The organism is Streptomyces sp. NPDC026575 (assembly GCF_055567415.1).
On record NZ_JBVHQM010000015.1, the window covers coordinates 206,667 to 222,009 of the forward strand.

13 protein-coding genes are annotated in these 15,343 nt (G+C 72.6%); 7 read left to right on the forward strand and 6 right to left on the reverse strand.

The features are described 5' to 3' along the window. The first annotated feature begins 153 nt into the window (after positions 1-153). Entirely contained in the window at positions 154-900 is a 747-nt protein-coding gene (locus ACZ4NB_RS22295) for a hypothetical protein (protein WP_467663994.1), read from the forward strand. 130 nt (positions 901-1,030) lie between these two features. Here ACZ4NB_RS22295 and ACZ4NB_RS22300 read toward each other — a convergent pair whose 3' ends face one another. After that, complete coding sequence (locus tag ACZ4NB_RS22300) at positions 1,031-2,032, reverse strand: TIGR03842 family LLM class F420-dependent oxidoreductase (RefSeq protein ID WP_467663996.1); 1,002 nt, start codon at positions 2,030-2,032, stop codon at positions 1,031-1,033. An 11-nt stretch (positions 2,033-2,043) separates the two neighbouring features. After that, complete coding sequence (gene hydA / locus ACZ4NB_RS22305; RefSeq protein WP_467663998.1) at positions 2,044-3,453, reverse strand: dihydropyrimidinase; 1,410 nt, start codon at positions 3,451-3,453, stop codon at positions 2,044-2,046. Between the two features lie 299 nt (positions 3,454-3,752). Between hydA and ACZ4NB_RS22310 the strand changes: the two genes are divergently transcribed. Beyond that, positions 3,753-4,637, forward strand: coding sequence for an ABC transporter substrate-binding protein (locus tag ACZ4NB_RS22310; protein WP_467664000.1), 885 nt, complete (start codon positions 3,753-3,755; stop codon positions 4,635-4,637). Positions 4,638-4,841: 204 nt separating this feature from the next. Here ACZ4NB_RS22310 and ACZ4NB_RS22315 read toward each other — a convergent pair whose 3' ends face one another. Together ACZ4NB_RS22315 and ACZ4NB_RS22320 are read right to left on the reverse strand one after the other, a co-directional pair. Beyond that, positions 4,842-6,164: an aspartate aminotransferase family protein gene (locus tag ACZ4NB_RS22315; protein ID WP_467664002.1), complete on the reverse strand. Its 1,323-nt coding sequence runs from the start codon at positions 6,162-6,164 to the stop codon at positions 4,842-4,844. Further along, entirely contained in the window at positions 6,161-7,003 is an 843-nt protein-coding gene (locus ACZ4NB_RS22320) for a nitrilase-related carbon-nitrogen hydrolase (RefSeq protein WP_467664003.1), read from the reverse strand. Before ACZ4NB_RS22320 ends, ACZ4NB_RS22315 begins: the two co-directional genes overlap by 4 nt. Positions 7,004-7,187: 184 nt before the next feature. Between ACZ4NB_RS22320 and ACZ4NB_RS22325 the strand changes: the two genes are divergently transcribed. The 3 genes from ACZ4NB_RS22325 to ACZ4NB_RS22335 all read left to right on the forward strand — a co-directional run bounded on the left by ACZ4NB_RS22325 (position 7,188) and on the right by ACZ4NB_RS22335 (position 9,596). Next, a complete protein-coding gene (locus ACZ4NB_RS22325) occupies positions 7,188-7,619 on the forward strand; it encodes a MarR family winged helix-turn-helix transcriptional regulator (protein ID WP_467664004.1) in 432 nt (143 codons plus the stop codon). After that, the gene (locus tag ACZ4NB_RS22330) at positions 7,616-8,962 is read left to right on the forward strand and encodes an MFS transporter (protein WP_467664006.1); all 1,347 of its coding nucleotides are present in this window, start codon (positions 7,616-7,618) and stop codon (positions 8,960-8,962) included. Before ACZ4NB_RS22325 ends, ACZ4NB_RS22330 begins: the two co-directional genes overlap by 4 nt. A gap of 79 nt (positions 8,963-9,041) precedes the next feature. Continuing rightward, entirely contained in the window at positions 9,042-9,596 is a 555-nt protein-coding gene (locus ACZ4NB_RS22335) for an isochorismatase family protein (protein ID WP_467664008.1), read from the forward strand. A gap of 15 nt (positions 9,597-9,611) precedes the next feature. On the opposite strand, the gene ACZ4NB_RS22340 is transcribed toward ACZ4NB_RS22335, so the two are convergent. Together ACZ4NB_RS22340 and ggt are read right to left on the reverse strand one after the other, a co-directional pair. Further along, complete coding sequence (locus tag ACZ4NB_RS22340; RefSeq protein WP_467664010.1) at positions 9,612-11,093, reverse strand: amidase; 1,482 nt, start codon at positions 11,091-11,093, stop codon at positions 9,612-9,614. A gap of 173 nt (positions 11,094-11,266) precedes the next feature. Continuing rightward, a complete protein-coding gene (ggt, locus tag ACZ4NB_RS22345; protein WP_467664012.1) occupies positions 11,267-13,099 on the reverse strand; it encodes a gamma-glutamyltransferase in 1,833 nt (610 codons plus the stop codon). A gap of 145 nt (positions 13,100-13,244) precedes the next feature. On the opposite strand from ggt, the gene ACZ4NB_RS22350 reads away from it, so the two are divergent. Then, a complete protein-coding gene (locus tag ACZ4NB_RS22350; RefSeq protein WP_467664014.1) occupies positions 13,245-13,988 on the forward strand; it encodes a hypothetical protein in 744 nt (247 codons plus the stop codon). A gap of 86 nt (positions 13,989-14,074) precedes the next feature. After that, positions 14,075-15,175 carry a calcium:cation antiporter gene (locus ACZ4NB_RS22355; protein WP_467664016.1) on the forward strand — a complete coding sequence of 367 codons (1,101 nt, stop codon included), beginning with the start codon at positions 14,075-14,077 and terminating at the stop codon, positions 15,173-15,175. The last annotated feature ends 168 nt before the right edge of the window (positions 15,176-15,343 follow it).

A 15,343-nucleotide genomic window follows, 5' to 3' on the forward strand; every position in this document is an offset into this window, starting at 1 on the left:
GGACGAGCCACTAGCGCGGCGACCGGCCTCCAGTGATCGCAGTCACTACCCACCTTTGGGTGGATTAAAGGAGGGATGTCAGTCGATGCGCACCGCCCCATGCTCTGCTTTCCCTGCTCCTCAGCGGAAGGAGCACTGGAGAGGGGGAACATCGTGCGTAAGAAAAGTCCCTTCAAGGCGTGGCTGGCTGCCCTCGCCGCCACCTTAGGCACCGCGGCCCTGCTGCTCGCACCGGGCACGGCCCACGCCCAGGGCCCCGGCCGAGTCGCCGCCAGGTATCTCAACCTGCACCAGTGCATGTACTACTCGGCCGCGGCCACCAACCACTTCACCACGGTGGTGCCGAGCAGCGACGGACGCTTCCTCGCGGGGAGCAACGCCTCAACCACCCCGGACACCCGCCCGACCTGCGGCGCCGGGGACGGCAACTACCATCTCGTCCCGATCCTGTCGGGAGTCAGGGCCCTCGACCTGCGAGGTGGACGCTACCTGAACGTGCACCAGTGCATGTACTACTCGCCCTCGGCCACCAACCACTTCTCGACGGTGGTACCGAGCAGCGACGGACGCTTCCTCGCGGGCACGAACATCTCCACCACCCCGGACAGCCGACCCAACTGCGGTCCGGGAGACGGCAACTACCAACTCGTCCCCATCCTGTCGGGAGTCAAGACCCTCGACCTGACCACGGGGCGCTACGTGAACCTGCACCAGTGCATGTACTACTGGGACGGGGCCGCCAACCACTTCTCGACGGTGGTACCGAGCAGCGACGGACGCTTCCTCGCGGGCACGAACATCTCCACCACCCCGGACAGCCGACCCAACTGCGGTCCGGGAGACGGCCGTTACGCCCTGATCCCGCTGCTGTCGGGCGCGAAGGCGTTCGACCTGGCCTAGCCCCGCGAGCGACGACCGACTGCTTCAGCGGCGTGTCCCTTCAGGGGCACGCCGCGCGCCGTCGGCGAGCCCCTGCCCGCCCTCGACGAGACCGCCGGAGGCTGAGCGCGCACGGTCCGCCCCGGCCCGTTCAATCAGCGAACGCCGGAATGATGTCTGTTCCATAGGCGTCGATGGTGGATTCTCTGGCGTCGTGCATGGCGTAGACCGCGAACTGGTCGACGCCGAGGTCGCGGAGGGCCTGCAGTTTGTCGATGTGGGCGGTGGCGGGGCCCAGCAGGCAGAAGCGGTCGACGATGGCGTCGGGGACGAAGGCGGTGTCGGGGTTGTCCGCGCGGCCGTGGTGGGAGTAGTCGTAGCCCTTGCGGGCCTTGATGTAGTCGGTCAGCTCGTCGGGGACCATGCCGGAGTGCTCGCCGTAGCGGGCGACGAGGTCGGCGACGTGGTTGCCGACCATGCCGCCGAACCAGCGGCACTGCTCCCGGGCGTGGACGAGGTCGTCGCCCACGTAGGCAGGGGCCGCGACGCAGATCGTGATAGCGGCCGGGTCGCGTCCGGCGTCCACCGCGGCCTGCCGTACCGCTTTGACCATCCACTCGGTGAGGAAGGGGTCGGCGAGCTGGAGGATGAAGCCGTCGGCCAGCCGACCCGCCATGGCGAGCGCCTTGGGGCCGTAGGCGGCCATCCAGACCGGGAGCCGACCGCCCTTGATCCAGGGGATCTTGATCCGGTGGCCGCCGACCTCCGCCTCCCGGCCCTCGGCCAGATCGCGGATGACGCCGATGGCCTCGCCCAGCCGGGCGAGGGTGTTGGGCGGCCGGCCGGCCACCCGCATCGCGGAGTCGCCGCGGCCGATCCCGCAGACCGTGCGGTTGCCGTACATCTCGTTGAGGGTGGCGAAGGTGGAGGCGGTGACCTCAAGGGTGCGGGTGGAGGGGTTGGTGACCATCGGGCCGACGATCAGGCGCTCGGTGTGCTCCAGCACCCGGCTGTAGATGACGAACGGCTCCTGCCACAGCACGGCCGAGTCGAAGGTCCAGCCGTAGCGGAAGCCGTTGCGCTCGGCGCGGCGCATCAGGGCCACGACGGCGGAGGCGGGCGGGTCGGCCTGCAGGACAACTCCGAAGTCCACGGCGGCGCTCCTTAAATGAGGTACTGGCAGGTGCCACGCGGGATGTACTGGCCGTGCCCAGCACGCCCGGTGAACTCCCGCCGGTCGATGACGAGTTCGCCCCGCGAGAGCACGGTCTCGACCTGCCCGGTGAGCCGTTTGCCCTCGTACGCCGAGTAGTCGACGTTCATGTGGTGGGTCTCGGCGGAGACGGTCTGCTCGGCGGTGGGGTCGTAGACGACGAGGTCCGCGTCGGCGCCGGGGGCGATGGTGCCCTTCTTCGGGTACAGGCCGAACATCCGGGCCGGGGCGGCGCAGGCGATATCGATCCAGCGCCGGCGGCTGATCCGGCCCTCCACGACGCCCTGGTGCAGCAGGTCCATCCGGTTCTCGATGCCGGGCATCCCGTTGGGGATCTTGGAGAAGTCGCCGCGGCCCAGCTCCTTCTGCCCCCGGAAGCAGAAGGGGCAGTGGTCGGTGGAGACGACCTGGAGGTCGTCGGTGCGCAGCCCGCGCCACAGCGCCGCCTGGTGCTCGCGGGGCCGCAGCGGTGTGGAGCAGACGTACTTGGCGCCCTCGAAGTCCGGCTCGGCGAGGTTGTCGGTGGACAGGAACAGATACTGCGGACAGGTCTCGCCGAAGACGTTGAGGCCCTTGTCGCGGGCCTGGGCGATCTCGGCGACGGCCTCTTCGGCGGAGACGTGGACGACGTAGAGCGGGGCGCCGGCGACCCGGGCCAGCTGGATGGTGCGGTGGGTCGCCTCCGCCTCCAGCAGCACATGGCGGACCTCGCCGTGGTAGCGCGGATCGGTCCGGCCCTCGGCCAGCGCCTGTTCGACCAGGACGTCGATGGCCAGGCCGTTCTCGGCGTGCATCATCACCAACCCGCCGTTGCCGGCGGAGCGTTGCATCGCGCGCAGGATCTGTCCGTCGTCGCTGTAGAAGACCCCGGGGTAGGCGGTGAACAGCTTGAAGGAGGTGACGCCCTCCGCCACCAGGAGGTCCATCTCCTTGAGGGTGTGCTCGTTGACGTCCGACAGGATCATGTGGAACGCGTAGTCGATGGCGCACTGGGCGTCGGACTTGGCGTGCCAGGTGTCCAGGCCGGCGCGCAGCGACATCCCGCGGGACTGCACCGCGAAGTCGATCAGGGTGGTGGTGCCGCCCCAGGCGGCCGCGCGGGAGCCGGTCTCGAAGGTGTCGGAGGAGGCCGTCCCGCCGAAGGGGAAGTCCAGATGGGTGTGGGCGTCGACGCCGCCCGGGATGACGTACTTGCCGGTGGCGTCGATGACGCGGTCGGCGGACTGCCGCCAGCCGTCCGCTGACGGACTGCCATGGGCGGCCAGCGCGGCGACCCGGCCGTCCTCCACCAGGACATCGGCGTGCATCTCGTCGGCGGCGGTGATCACCAGTCCGCCCTGTACGACCGTACGGCTCACCATCTCAGCTCCCTACCTGACACCACGTCACAGCTGGTCTACACCCGTAGATTCCGGTCGAGAAGGAGACACCGTAGAAGCATGTCACCCACCGTGGCAATACCGTGACCGGAGATCGGCGAGGACGTTCGTGTTGCGCCGACGATCAGTCGGCCGGTTCAACGCGCGGGCCGCACCCGAGGGGTGCGGGGGTGGCGGGATGGGCAGATATCCGCCGACGCCGGCGGGCAATCCTCGCGGGCGCCACTTCATCAGGACGAACGACAGGACGACCCGGGAACGATACAGAAAGGCAGCAGGCCATGGAGCGGAACACGCCGTGGGAGTTCTCCGACGACCGGGGGCGCCTGGTGGTGGCCGGGAGCCGGCCGCTACGGATCGTCGCGTACATACAGGCGGGGGCGACGATGTGGGACCACGGCATACGCCCGGTGGGACTCTTCGGGTCCCAGCACGACGGCGCCGCCCCCGACCCCGCCAAGAGCGGCGAGCTGCCGCTGTCGGAGATCCCCTACCTCGGCTCGGGTGCCGCACTGCACCCCGACTCCCTGCTGGAGGCGGAGCCGGACCTCGTGGTGGCGGTGACCTACGACGGTGAGCAGGTCTACGGGCTGGAGCAGAAGACCGCACTGGAGCTGGAGGCGCATGTCCCCCTCGCCACGGTCGCGGTCGGTCCGGGCCGGAGCCTGGCCGAGGTGCGCGAGCGGTTCGCGGCGCTGGCCGGCTCGCTGGGCCGGGGCGAACCGCTCGGCGCGGCAAGGGAGTTGGATGCCGCCGAGGACGCGCTGCGGCAGGCGACCCGGGGCGCGGTACGGCCCCGGGTGCTGGCGCTGTCGCCCGCGGGGCCGGAGCGGGTGCACCTGGCCCGGCCCAGCTCCTGGCCGGATCTGCGGGCGCTGGCCGAGCACGGCGTCGGCCTGCTGGAGCCGGCGGCGGGCGCCGGCGTGAACTGGTCCACGGTCGGCTGGGCGGAGGCCGCGGAGCTGGCCCCGGACATCGTGCTCATGGACGTACGGGCGAACGCCGCCCGGCCCGAGGAGCTGCGGGCCGACGAGCACTGGCGGGCGATCGAGGCCGGGGCGCGGCTGCTGCCGTGGAATCCGGAGGCTCCGTGCAGCCGCCGGGCGCACACCCGGTTCTTCACGCTGGTCGCCGACACGGTGCGCGAGGCCGCGACGCACGGCTGAGGACCTCGTCTGCATCCTTCGCAGCCGCATCATCCGCGGCAGCCCCAGCAGCCCCAGCGTCTGCATCCACATCCGCATATCCGCATATCCGCTTCGATGCCACCCCCCACCTCGGCCTTCCGCCACGAAGTGCCCCTCGCCCTGGGCGCACACCGGTCAGGCGGAGCGGCGGCGACCGCCCCGCCCGCGCATCCCGGCCGCCGGCTACGCCCCGGCGAGCGTTTCCTGCGCCGCCCGCAGCGCCTCCCCCAGCAGCTCGGCGCCCTCCTCCGCCTCCGCGACGGTCAGCGTCATCGGGGGCGCGATCCGCAGCGAGGCCCCGCCCTGGCCGCCCTTGCCGATCAGCAGTCCGCGCTCGCGGGCGGCCTCGACGACCAGCGAGGCGGCCTCCGGTGAGCGTTCGTCGGTGCCGGGGCGGACCAGTTCGACGCCGATCATCAGGCCGCGGCCGCGCACCTCGCGTACGGCGTCGAGACCGGCGGTGACCGCCCGCAGCCGCTCGATGAGCAGTCCGCCGACCCGCCGGGCGTTGCCCTGGAGGTCGTGTTCGAGCAGGTAGTTGAGGTTGGCGAGGCCGGCGGCCATGGTGACGGGGCTGCCGCCGAAGGTGGAGATGGAGTTCGCGGTGAGCGAGTTCATGACCTCGGCGCGGGCCACCACTCCGCCGATGGACATGCCGTTGCCGATGCCCTTGGCGAAGGTGAGCAGGTCCGGCGGCCCGCTCGCGGCGTGCGCCTGCCAGCCCCAGAAGTGCTCGCCGGTGCGGCCCCAGCCGGTCTGCACCTCGTCGCTGATCCACAGGATGCCGTGCCGTGCCAGCACCTCGCGGAAGGCGGCGTAGAGGCCGTCGGGCGGCAGGGTGAAGCCGCCGACGCCCTGGATCGGCTCGGCGATCAGCGCGGCGACGCCGCCCGCGGTCTGCTGGAGCATGTCCTCCAGGTCGGCGACGCAGGCCGCGATGTAGTCGGCGTCGCCGAGCTCCGCGTACGGGCCGCGGCTGCGCACCCCGCCGTGCACGTAGAGCGTCTGGAGCGGAGAGAGGCTGGTCGGCGACCAGCTGGTGTTGCCGGTGATGCCGACGGTGGAGAAGGAACGGCCGTGGTAGCTGTTGCGCATGGCCAGGATCTGGTTGGAGCGGCGGTGCGTGGTGGCCAGCAGCAGGGCCGCGTCGTTGGCCTCCGTACCGGAGGTGGTGAAGAAGACCCGGGCGTCGGGGATGCCGGAGACCGCGGCGATCCGCTCCGCCAGCTCGACCATGGGGCGGGAGAGGTAGAGCGTCGAGGTGTGGATGATGCGGCCGGCCTGCTCGCTGACGGCCTTGGTGACCTCGGGCAGCGCGTGCGCCGTCATGGTGGTGAGGATGCCGCCGAAGAAGTCGAGGTAGCGGTTGCCCTCGGCGTCCCAGACGTACCGGCCCTCGCCGTGGGTGAGTTCGACGGGCCGCTCGTAGTAGAGGCTGAGCCAGGAGGGCAGCACGGCCTGGTGGCGGGCGTAGAGGTCCGCGGTGTCCTGAGGGGTCCGGGTCATGGCCGCACCAGCCCGTCGTAGGCGTCGGGACGGCGGTCGCGGTAGAACGCCCATTGCTGGCGGACCTCGTCGATCAGGCCGAAGTCGAGGTCGCGGACGAGGAGTTCCTCCTTGGTGTCGCTGGCGACCTCGCCGACGAACCGGCCGCGCGGGTCGACGAAGTAGCTGGTGCCGTAGAAGTCGTTGTCGCCGTACTCCTCGACGCCGACCCGGTTGATCGCCGCGATGAAGTACTCGTTGGCGACGGCGGCCGCGGGCTGCTCCAGCTTCCACAGGTAGGCCGACAGCCCGCGGTGGGTGGCGGAGGGGTTGTAGACCAGCTGGGCGCCGTTGAGGCCCAACTGCCGCCAGCCTTCCGGGAAATGGCGGTCGTAGCAGATATAGACGCCGATCTTGCCGACGGCGGTGTCGAAGACCGGCCAGCCGGCGTTGCCCGGCTTGAAGTAGTACTTCTCCCAGAAGCCCTTGACCTGCGGGATGTGGTGCTTGCGGTACTTGCCCAGGACCGTGCCGTCGGCGTCGATCACGACGGCGGTGTTGTAGTAGAAGCCGGCCTGCTCGATCTCGAAGACCGGGACGACGATGACCATGCCGGTCTCACGGGCGAGGTCCTGCATCCGCCGCACGGTCGGGCCGTCGGGCACCGGCTCGGCCCAGCGGTAGTGCTCCGGGTCCTGTACCTGGCAGAAGTACGGAGCGTTGAAGACCTCCTGGAACCCGATCACCTGCGCGCCCTGCGCGGCCGCCGCTCTGGCGTACTCCTCATGCTTCGCGATCATCGATTCGGTGTCGCCGGTCCAGGTCGCCTGAACCAGTGCGGCACGCACAACATCGGCCATGAGCTGCTCCTTTGTCGATGCGTCTGCCTGCAGCCCACGCGGGAGGGATCTACGCGTGTGGAGGTGACCGTAAGCCTCGTCACGCACCGTGGCAAGACCATCTCCCCCGTGGCGCGCCCAGGGAATCAGAACGACCAAGACAGGAAAACTTGCAAGTTTCCCTGTCGATATCTACGGTGGAGATATGCCGGAAAAGGACCAGGAACGCCTGGCGACGGATCTCGGCGCGACCGTCGCACAGCTGATGCGCCATCTGCGCGCCGCCTCACCACAGGGTGAACTGACACCGACCCAGCGCTCGGTGATCTCCCGGATCGACACCGGCGGACCGGCCACCATCGCGGCGCTGGCCCGCGCCGAGCTGGTGCGTCCGCAGTCCATGCGGCTGACCGTCGGCGCGCTGGAGGAGCGCGGGATACTCGCCCGCAGCCCGCATCCGACCGACGGCCGCCAGGTGGTCTTCGCCCTCACCGACGAGGGTCTTCGGATGCTCGCCGCCGTACGGCAGGCCAAGCAGAACTGGCTCGCGGTGGCCATCGCCACCCGGCTGAGCCCCGAGGAGCAGCAGACCCTGGCGGCGGCGACCGCGCTGATCCGGCGGCTGATGCCGGAATGAGCGACCCGGCTGCCGCGGCGGCGGCCACGGGCCGGACGGCGCCTGCCGGGCCGGAAGACCCGGACGGCCCGGACCGGCCCGCCGCTCCCGGCCGCGCCTTCGGCGCCCGTCTGATGACACCGCTGCTGCTCGGCTCGCTGCTGAACCCCGTCAACTCGACGATGATCGCCACCGCCCTGGTGGCCATCGGGCGGGACTTCCACGTCGGCGCCGCCGACACCGCCTGGCTGATCTCCGCGATGTACCTCGCCAGCGCGGTGGGCCAGCCGTCGATGGGGCGGCTCGCCGACCGGGCCGGACCGCGCCGGGTCTTCGTCGCCGGCGCCGTGGCCGTCTGCGCCGCGGGGCTCATCGGCGCCCTCGCGCCCGGCTTCGCGCTGCTGATCGTCTCCCGGGTCGTCCTCGGGATCGGCACCGCGGCCGCCTACCCCGCGGCCATGGCGATCCTGCGCGCCGAGTCGCGCCGGACGGGGCAGCCCACACCCCGCCACGTCCTCGGGCGGCTCTCGCTCGCCGCGCTGGGCAGCGCCGCCATCGGGCCCACGCTCGGCGGGCTGCTGGCGGCGACCGCGGGCTGGCGGGCGGTCTTCGCGGTCAACATCCCGCTGGCGCTGCTCGCGCTGGCCGGCGCGCTCGCCTGGCTTCCGGCCGACCGGAAACCAGGGCGCGCCGAGGCGGGCGCGGGACACGGCGAGAAGGGCATCGGGCGCGCCGCACCCTCCCCCGGCGGCCGCGCCGGCGCCCTCGACCCGCCGGGCAGCACCGTCTTCGCCGGCCCGCTGGTCCGCACCTACCTGCGGCACGGCCTGACGTATCTGGTCATCTACTGCGTGCTCTACGGCTTCAGCCAATGGCTGGAGCAGGCCCACGGCTACTCGCCGTTCCACGCCGGGCTGGTCATGCTGCCGATGTCCGGCGCGGCCGCGTGCTGCTCGCTGGCCGGCGCCCGGACGAAGGGCGTCCGCGCCCCGCTGACCGTCGCCGCACTGTGTCTGGCCGCCGGCAGCGCGGTCTTCCTGCTGCTGACGGGCGGCAGTCCGCTGATCGCGCTGCTGTGTGCCGGAGCACTCTTCGGCATCCCCCAGGGCCTGGCGGCCACCGGCAATCAGGCCGCCGTCTACGCCCAGGCACCGCCCGACGGCGTGGGCGCGGCCGCCGGGCTCCAGCGCAGCGCCCAGTACCTGGGCGCGATCGCCGCCGCCGGCCTGATCGGGCTGCTGTACGGGCAGCGCGCCTCGGACTCCGGACTGCACGAGATCGCCCTGGTCGGCGTCGTGCTGGCCCTGCCGCTGCTCGCCCTGACCCTCGCCGACCGCGCCCTACGACCCCGCCGGCCGGCGTAGACCGGCAAGCCGGCCCGCGAACAGCGCGCGCACTCGCACCACCGCTGATCACCACTCGTCACCACGACAGGGAGCACCTATGTCCGCCACCACCCTCGACCCCCGCACCGCCCTGGTCCTGATCGACCTTCAGAAGGGCATCGCCGGTCTGCCCACCGCTCCGCTGCCCTCCGCCGAGGTCGTCGAGCGCGGCGCGCGGCTGGCCGCCGCGTTCCGGGCCCGCGCGCTGCCGGTCGTCCTGGTGAACGTCACGGGCGGCGCACCGGGACGTACGGAATCCGCGCTGCGCGGCGGCACCCCGCCGGCCGACTGGGCCGAGCTGGTGCCCGAGCTCGACCGGCAGCCCGGCGACATCACCGTCACCAAGCAGCAGTGGGGCGCCTTCTACGGGACGAACCTGGATCTGGAGCTGCGCCGGCGCGGCGTGACCCAGATCGTCCTCGCCGGCATCGCCACCAGCATCGGCGTGGAGTCCAGCGCCCGCGCCGCGCACGAGCACGGCTACCACGTCACGATCGCCACCGACGCGGTGACCGACCTGGACGAGGCGGCGCACCGCAACAGCCTGGAGAAGATCTTCCCGCGGCTCGGCGAGACCGACACCACCGAGACGATCATCAAGCTCCTCGGCTGAGGCGCCGCGCCCGCCTCAGCGCGGTACGCCGCCGAGCGGCGCCGGGTGTCCGGTCGGGCGCCGCTCGTGCCAGCGCAGATCGTCCTGGAGCTGGGCGGCCAGCGAGATCAGCCGTGGCTCCCCATGGGCCGGGCCGAGGAGTTGGGCTCCCAGGGGCAGGCCGTCCGCGCTGAAGCCGGCGGGCACGCTCACGCCCGGCCAGCCCAGGACGTTCCACGGCCAGGCGTACGGGCAGGCGGCGATCATGGCCTGATCGGTGCGCCAGCCGCCGAGCTTGGCCAGCGTGCCGATCCGCGGCGGCGGGGTGGCGGTGGTCGGCGTCAGCAGCACGTCGTAGGGGCCGAACAGGGCGCCGATGCGCCGCTGTTGGCGCTTCTCCACCAAACGAGCCCGACGGAGCACCGGCCCGCCGAGCAGCTTTCCCATCCGCGCCGCGCCCCGCGTACGGCGGTCCAGCAGGCTGCGGTCGGGCACCCGGGCCGCCCACTCCCCCACCCCGACGGTGGCGCGCGGGACGAAGGCCAGCCCGACCAGCCCGTAGTCGGGCTCCGCCTCCTCGACGAAGTGGCCGAGGCGGGCCAGCGTGCGGGCCACGCCGGTCACCGCGGCGCGTACGTCGGGGTGCAGCGGCTTGGCCGTGAACGTCGTGGCCGGCTTCCAGGACAGCGCGATCCGCAGCCGCCCCGGGTCGCGGCCGGCCGCCTGGCGCGCCGCGACCGGGGGCGGCCGGTGCAGATCCCCCGCGTGGTTGCCGCTGGCCACGTCCAGCAGCAGCGCCGCGTCCTCGACCGTACGGGCCAGCGGGCCGATGCCGGTGATCCCCTGGAAGGACTCGGCCTCCGGCCATGTGGAGATGCGGCCGCGCTGGGGTTTGATGCCGACGAGATGGGACCAGGCGGCGGGGATCCGGACCGAGCCGGCGCCGTCGGTGCCGAGCGCGGCGGGCACCAGCCCGGCCGCGACCGCGGCCGCCGAGCCGCCGGACGAGCCGCCCGGGGTGTGGGCGAGGTTCCAGGGGTTGCGGGTCTCGCCGAAGGCCGGGCCCTCGGTGAACGGCCACTGTCCCAGCTCGCAGGCGTTGGTCTTGCCGACGATGATCGCGCCGGCCGCGCGCAGCCGCCGGACGACCTCGGCGTCGCGCTCCTTGACCGGGAACGCGCCGGCGCAGCCGAACGCGGTGGGCTCGCCCGCCACATCGGTGTCGTCCTTGACCGCGACGGGCACCCCGAGCAGCGGCAGCCGTTCCCCGGCCGCCAGCCGGCGGTCCGCCTCCGCGGCCTCCGCCATCGCCGCCTCGGCCCGTACCCGCTTGAAGGCGTTGACGGTGTCCTGGGTGGCCGCGATGCGCTCCAGCGACCGCCGCACCAACGCGGTCGAGGTGGCCCGGCCTTGAGCGAGCGCACGCGCCTGCTCGGCGAGGCCCTCCCACCCGCCCGCTCCGGCATCCCGTGCCGGGGCCGGCCCGGCCTCCCTGTCCTGGCTCTCGTCAACGCTCACGCTGCGCGCCCTCCATGGGACCGCCCATTCGAACGAACGGCCCCATCAGGCTAATCGCCGCCGCCGTGGCCATCAACGGCGCCGCGCGGCACGTCACATCGACGACACACGGACGGCACACTGCGGCCGGTCGGGTGCCGGTGGCGTGGCGTCCGGCACCCGTTCCGGGAGTGTTACGACCGGTGGACGACCATCGCCGAGCCGCCGCCGCGGCGCACCTTCTCGGCCGCGGCCAGCCAGCGGCCGTCCGGCAGCCGCTGGACACCGGTCGCCGCGCCGATCTCCGGATTCTGCTTGAACGCGTGTCCGATCGCCTCCAGTTGCCGGCGGAGCGGGCTGTTCCACAGGGCGGGTTCGAGTTCGGTGGTCGCCGCGTTGCGCTGGCTGGCGCGGGGTGCGGCGATCGCGTCGACCAGCGGCATACCGCGGTCCAGGTGGTTCAGCAACGTCTGCAGCACGGTCGTGATGATGGTCGAGCCGCCGGGCGAGCCGAGCGCCAGCACCGGCCGGCCGTGCCGAAGCACGATCGTCGGCGACATCGACGAGCGCGGCCGCTTGCCCGGCCCCGGCAGGTTGGGGTCGTGGACCGCGGGGTCGGCGGGCGCGAAGGAGAAGTCCGTCAGCTCGTTGTTGAGCAGGAAGCCCCGGCCGGGGACCACGATGCCGCTGCCGCCGGTCTGCTCGATCGTCAGGGTGTAGGCGACGACGTTGCCCCACTTGTCGGCGACGGTCAGATGGGTGGTGTTCGGACCCTCGTACGTCGTCGGGGCGGCCTTGCCGCCGGCGGCGCAGCGCTCGGGGTGGCGCGGGTCGCCGGGCGCGAGCGGGCTGGTCAGCGCCTTGTCGTCGGTGATCAGGCAGGCGCGGGCATCGGCGAACCGCTGCGAGGTCAGGCCCTTGGTGGGGACGTCCTCCTGGGCCGGGTCGCCGACCCAGCGGCCGCGGTCGGCGAAGGCGATCCGGCTGGCCTCGATGTAGCGGTGCAGATACCGCTGCTCGCTCAGCCGGGACAGGTCGGTCCGCTCCAGGATGTTCAGCGCCTCGGCGACGCTGGTGCCGCCGGAGGACGAGGGGGCCATGCCGTAGACGTCGAGGCCGCGGTAGGCCGTGCGGGTGGGTGCCTGGCCGAGCACCTCGTAGGTCCGCAGGTCGTTCGCGGTGAGGTCGCCGGGCCGCACCTTGCGGGTGGCTCCGGAGCGCACCGGTGGCTTGCGGACGGTGCGGACGATGTCCCGGGCCAGCTCGCCCTTGTAGAGCGCGCCCACGCCCCGCTCGGCCAACTCCCCGTAGGTGCGGGCGAGATCGGGGTTCTTCAGGGTCGAGCCGACCACCGGCAGCTTGCCGCCGGGCAGGAACAGGTCGGCGGTCGCCGGGAAGTCCCTGAAGCGCGCCTCGTTGTCGGCGGTCTGCCGGCGGAAGGTGGCATCGACGGTGAAGCCGTGGGAGGCCAGCCGGCGGGCCGGGCCCAGTACGTCGTGCAGCGACCGGCTGCCCCACTTGTCCAGCGCGGCGTCCCAGGTGGCGGGGGTGCCGGGGGTGCCGACGCCCAGCCCGCTGGTGACGGCGTCGTCGAACGGGATGGGCTTGCCGTTCTCCAGGAAGAGGTCCTTGCCGGCGGAGCGCGGTGCGGTCTCCCGGCCGTCGAGGGTGCGCACCGTCTTGGATTTGGCGTCGTAGTAGACGAAGTAGCCGCCGCCACCGATGCCCGCGGAGTACGGCTCGGTGACGCCGAGGGCGGCGGCGGTGGCGACCGCGGCGTCGACGGCGTTGCCGCCCTTCTTGAGCACCGATATGCCGGCGGCCGAGGCGTCCGGGTCGACGCTGGAGACCGCGCCTCCGTCGCCGACGGCGACCGGTGTCTTCTCCGGTGTGGCGGTGGTGGCGCCGTCCCGGTCCGAGGGGGCCGGGCGCGGCGGTGCGGACTGGGCGACGGCCGGGACCGCCACCAGGGAGCCGGTCAGCGCGGCGGCTGCTCCCAGGACGGTGAGACGGCGGAATCTGGTCATAAGCGGGCTTTCCTCCACGGTGTGCGCGAGGGGACGGCAGGGGCCGGAGCCTACTCGGGCGAACAGCGCGCCGACAGGGGGTATTTCGGGTGCTACCGGCCCCGGCCTCGAACGTACTGCCGGTGAGCCGCTACGCTCCCCGGCCATGGATGACACCCTGCTGCTCCTGTCCGTCGCGGTCGCCGCCCTCGCCCTGGGCCTGGCGGCCGGCTGGGCCGGGTATTCGGCGGCGGCCCGCCGGAAGCTCGCCCGTGAACAGAGCTTCTTCGGGCTGCCGGAAGGCTCGGAGTGCGTGCTGGTGACCCATCGGGACAGCTCCTCGGCCCACTGGAGCATCCCGCGCCATGACGCCCTGGCGCTGCTGGGGCTGGCCGCGGTGGTGGAGACCTGCGGTGCGCACCCCGAGGTCGCCCCGCACGACACCGGCCTCCAGGGCTTCGGGGCGCGCACCGAGTTCTGCGTCGGCGACCCCACCGCGCACCGCCGGCTGGCCGCCCATCTGTCCAATCTGCTGCCGGGCCTCGCGGTGCACCCGGGCGACGAGTCCGGTGCGGGCCGCGGAACCTTCTCGGTCGGCGGCTCGACGTACCGGATGGAGCCCGGCGCGGTGGAGTACGTCCTGCTGGCCCGTCTGACGGCGGGTGAGGGCGGCCGCCCGGTGTTCCTGGCGGCCGGCCAGCGCCCGGTCACCCACCGGGCCGCGGTCCGCCACCTGGTGCGCAACCGGACCCGGCTGGCCCGTAAGCACGGCGTCGACGGCCAGTTCTGCCTGCTGCTGAAGGTGGTCAACTCGCAGGCATACGGGCCGGACGTGGTCGAGCTGGTCGCCGACGTCACCAAGGCCGCGACCACGCCCGCCGAGGCGAAGAGCCACCGGGCCGCGGCCTGAGGCCGAGCCACCCCCGGGCGGCCTGGGTACGGCCGACCGGCCGAGCGGACGGGCGGCCGACCCGCTGATCTGCCAGGCTCGACAGCATGATCGCCGGCCTCCGTTCGACCGCCCAGCACTGGAGCGATGTGCTGCCGGTGCTGGCGGTGGCCCTGCTGATCCTGACCTGGGGGCGGTCGCTGCCGGGCGGTGTGGTCGCCCTGGTGTCGTGCTTCCTGGCCGCGGCGGTGCTGGCCGCGGTGCACCACGCCGAGGTGATCGCACTCCGCGTGGGTGAGCCGTTCGGGTCGCTGGTGCTCGCCGTCGCGGTGACCATCATCGAGGTGGCACTGATCGTCACACTGATGGCCGACGGCGGCGAGAAGAGCGCGACGCTCGCCCGGGACACCGTCTTCGCGGCGGTGATGATCACCTGCAACGGCATCGTCGGGCTGTCCTTGCTGGTCGCCTCGCTCAAACGGAGGGTGGCCGTCTTCAACGCCGAGGGCACCGGCGCGGCGCTGGCGACGGTCGCGACGGTGGCCGGGCTGAGCCTGGCGCTGCCGACGTTCACCACCAGCGCTCCGGGCCCGCAGTTCTCCACTCCGCAGCTGGTCTTCGCCGCGCTGTCCGCACTGATCCTCTACGGGCTGTTCGTGGCGACCCAGACCGTCCGGCACCGGGACTACTTCCTGCCGGTGACCTCGTCCGGCCAGGTGATCGACACCGAGGAGCACGCCCACCCGCCGTCGGCGCGGGCGGCGTGGACGAGCCTGGGGCTGCTGGCGCTGGCGCTGATCTCGGTGGTCGGGCTGGCGAAGGCGGTGTCGCCGACCATCGAGTCCGCGGTGATCGCCGCCGGGCTGCCGGCGTCGGTCGTGGGCATCGTCATCGCGCTGCTGGTGCTGCTGCCGGAGACCATCGCGGCGGTCCGCGCGGCCCGCCGCGACCGCGTCCAGACGAGCCTGAACCTGGGCCTGGGCTCGGCGATGGCCAGCATCGGCCTGACCATCCCCGCGGTCGCCCTCGCCACGGCCCGGCTGCCGGGGCCGCTGGTCCTGGGCCTGGGCGCCAGCCATCTGGTGCTGCTCGCGCTGACCGTGACGGTCGGCACCCTGACGGTGGTCCCCGGCCGCGCCACTCCGCTCCAGGGCGGTGTGCACCTCACGCTGCTGGCCGCCTACATCGTCCTGGCGCTGAGCCCGTAGAGCGCAAAACGCCTCCCGGGTCGTCGACCGTCGCCAGGAGTGTCCGGGGCATCCGGGGCGGACAGGCCCTAGGTGTACTCAGTCATGACCTTGGTGACAGTCGGCTGATCGGGGGCTGTCCTGCGAGCGCGGTGTGTCGGCGTCGAGTGTTGTAGAAGTTCAGCCACG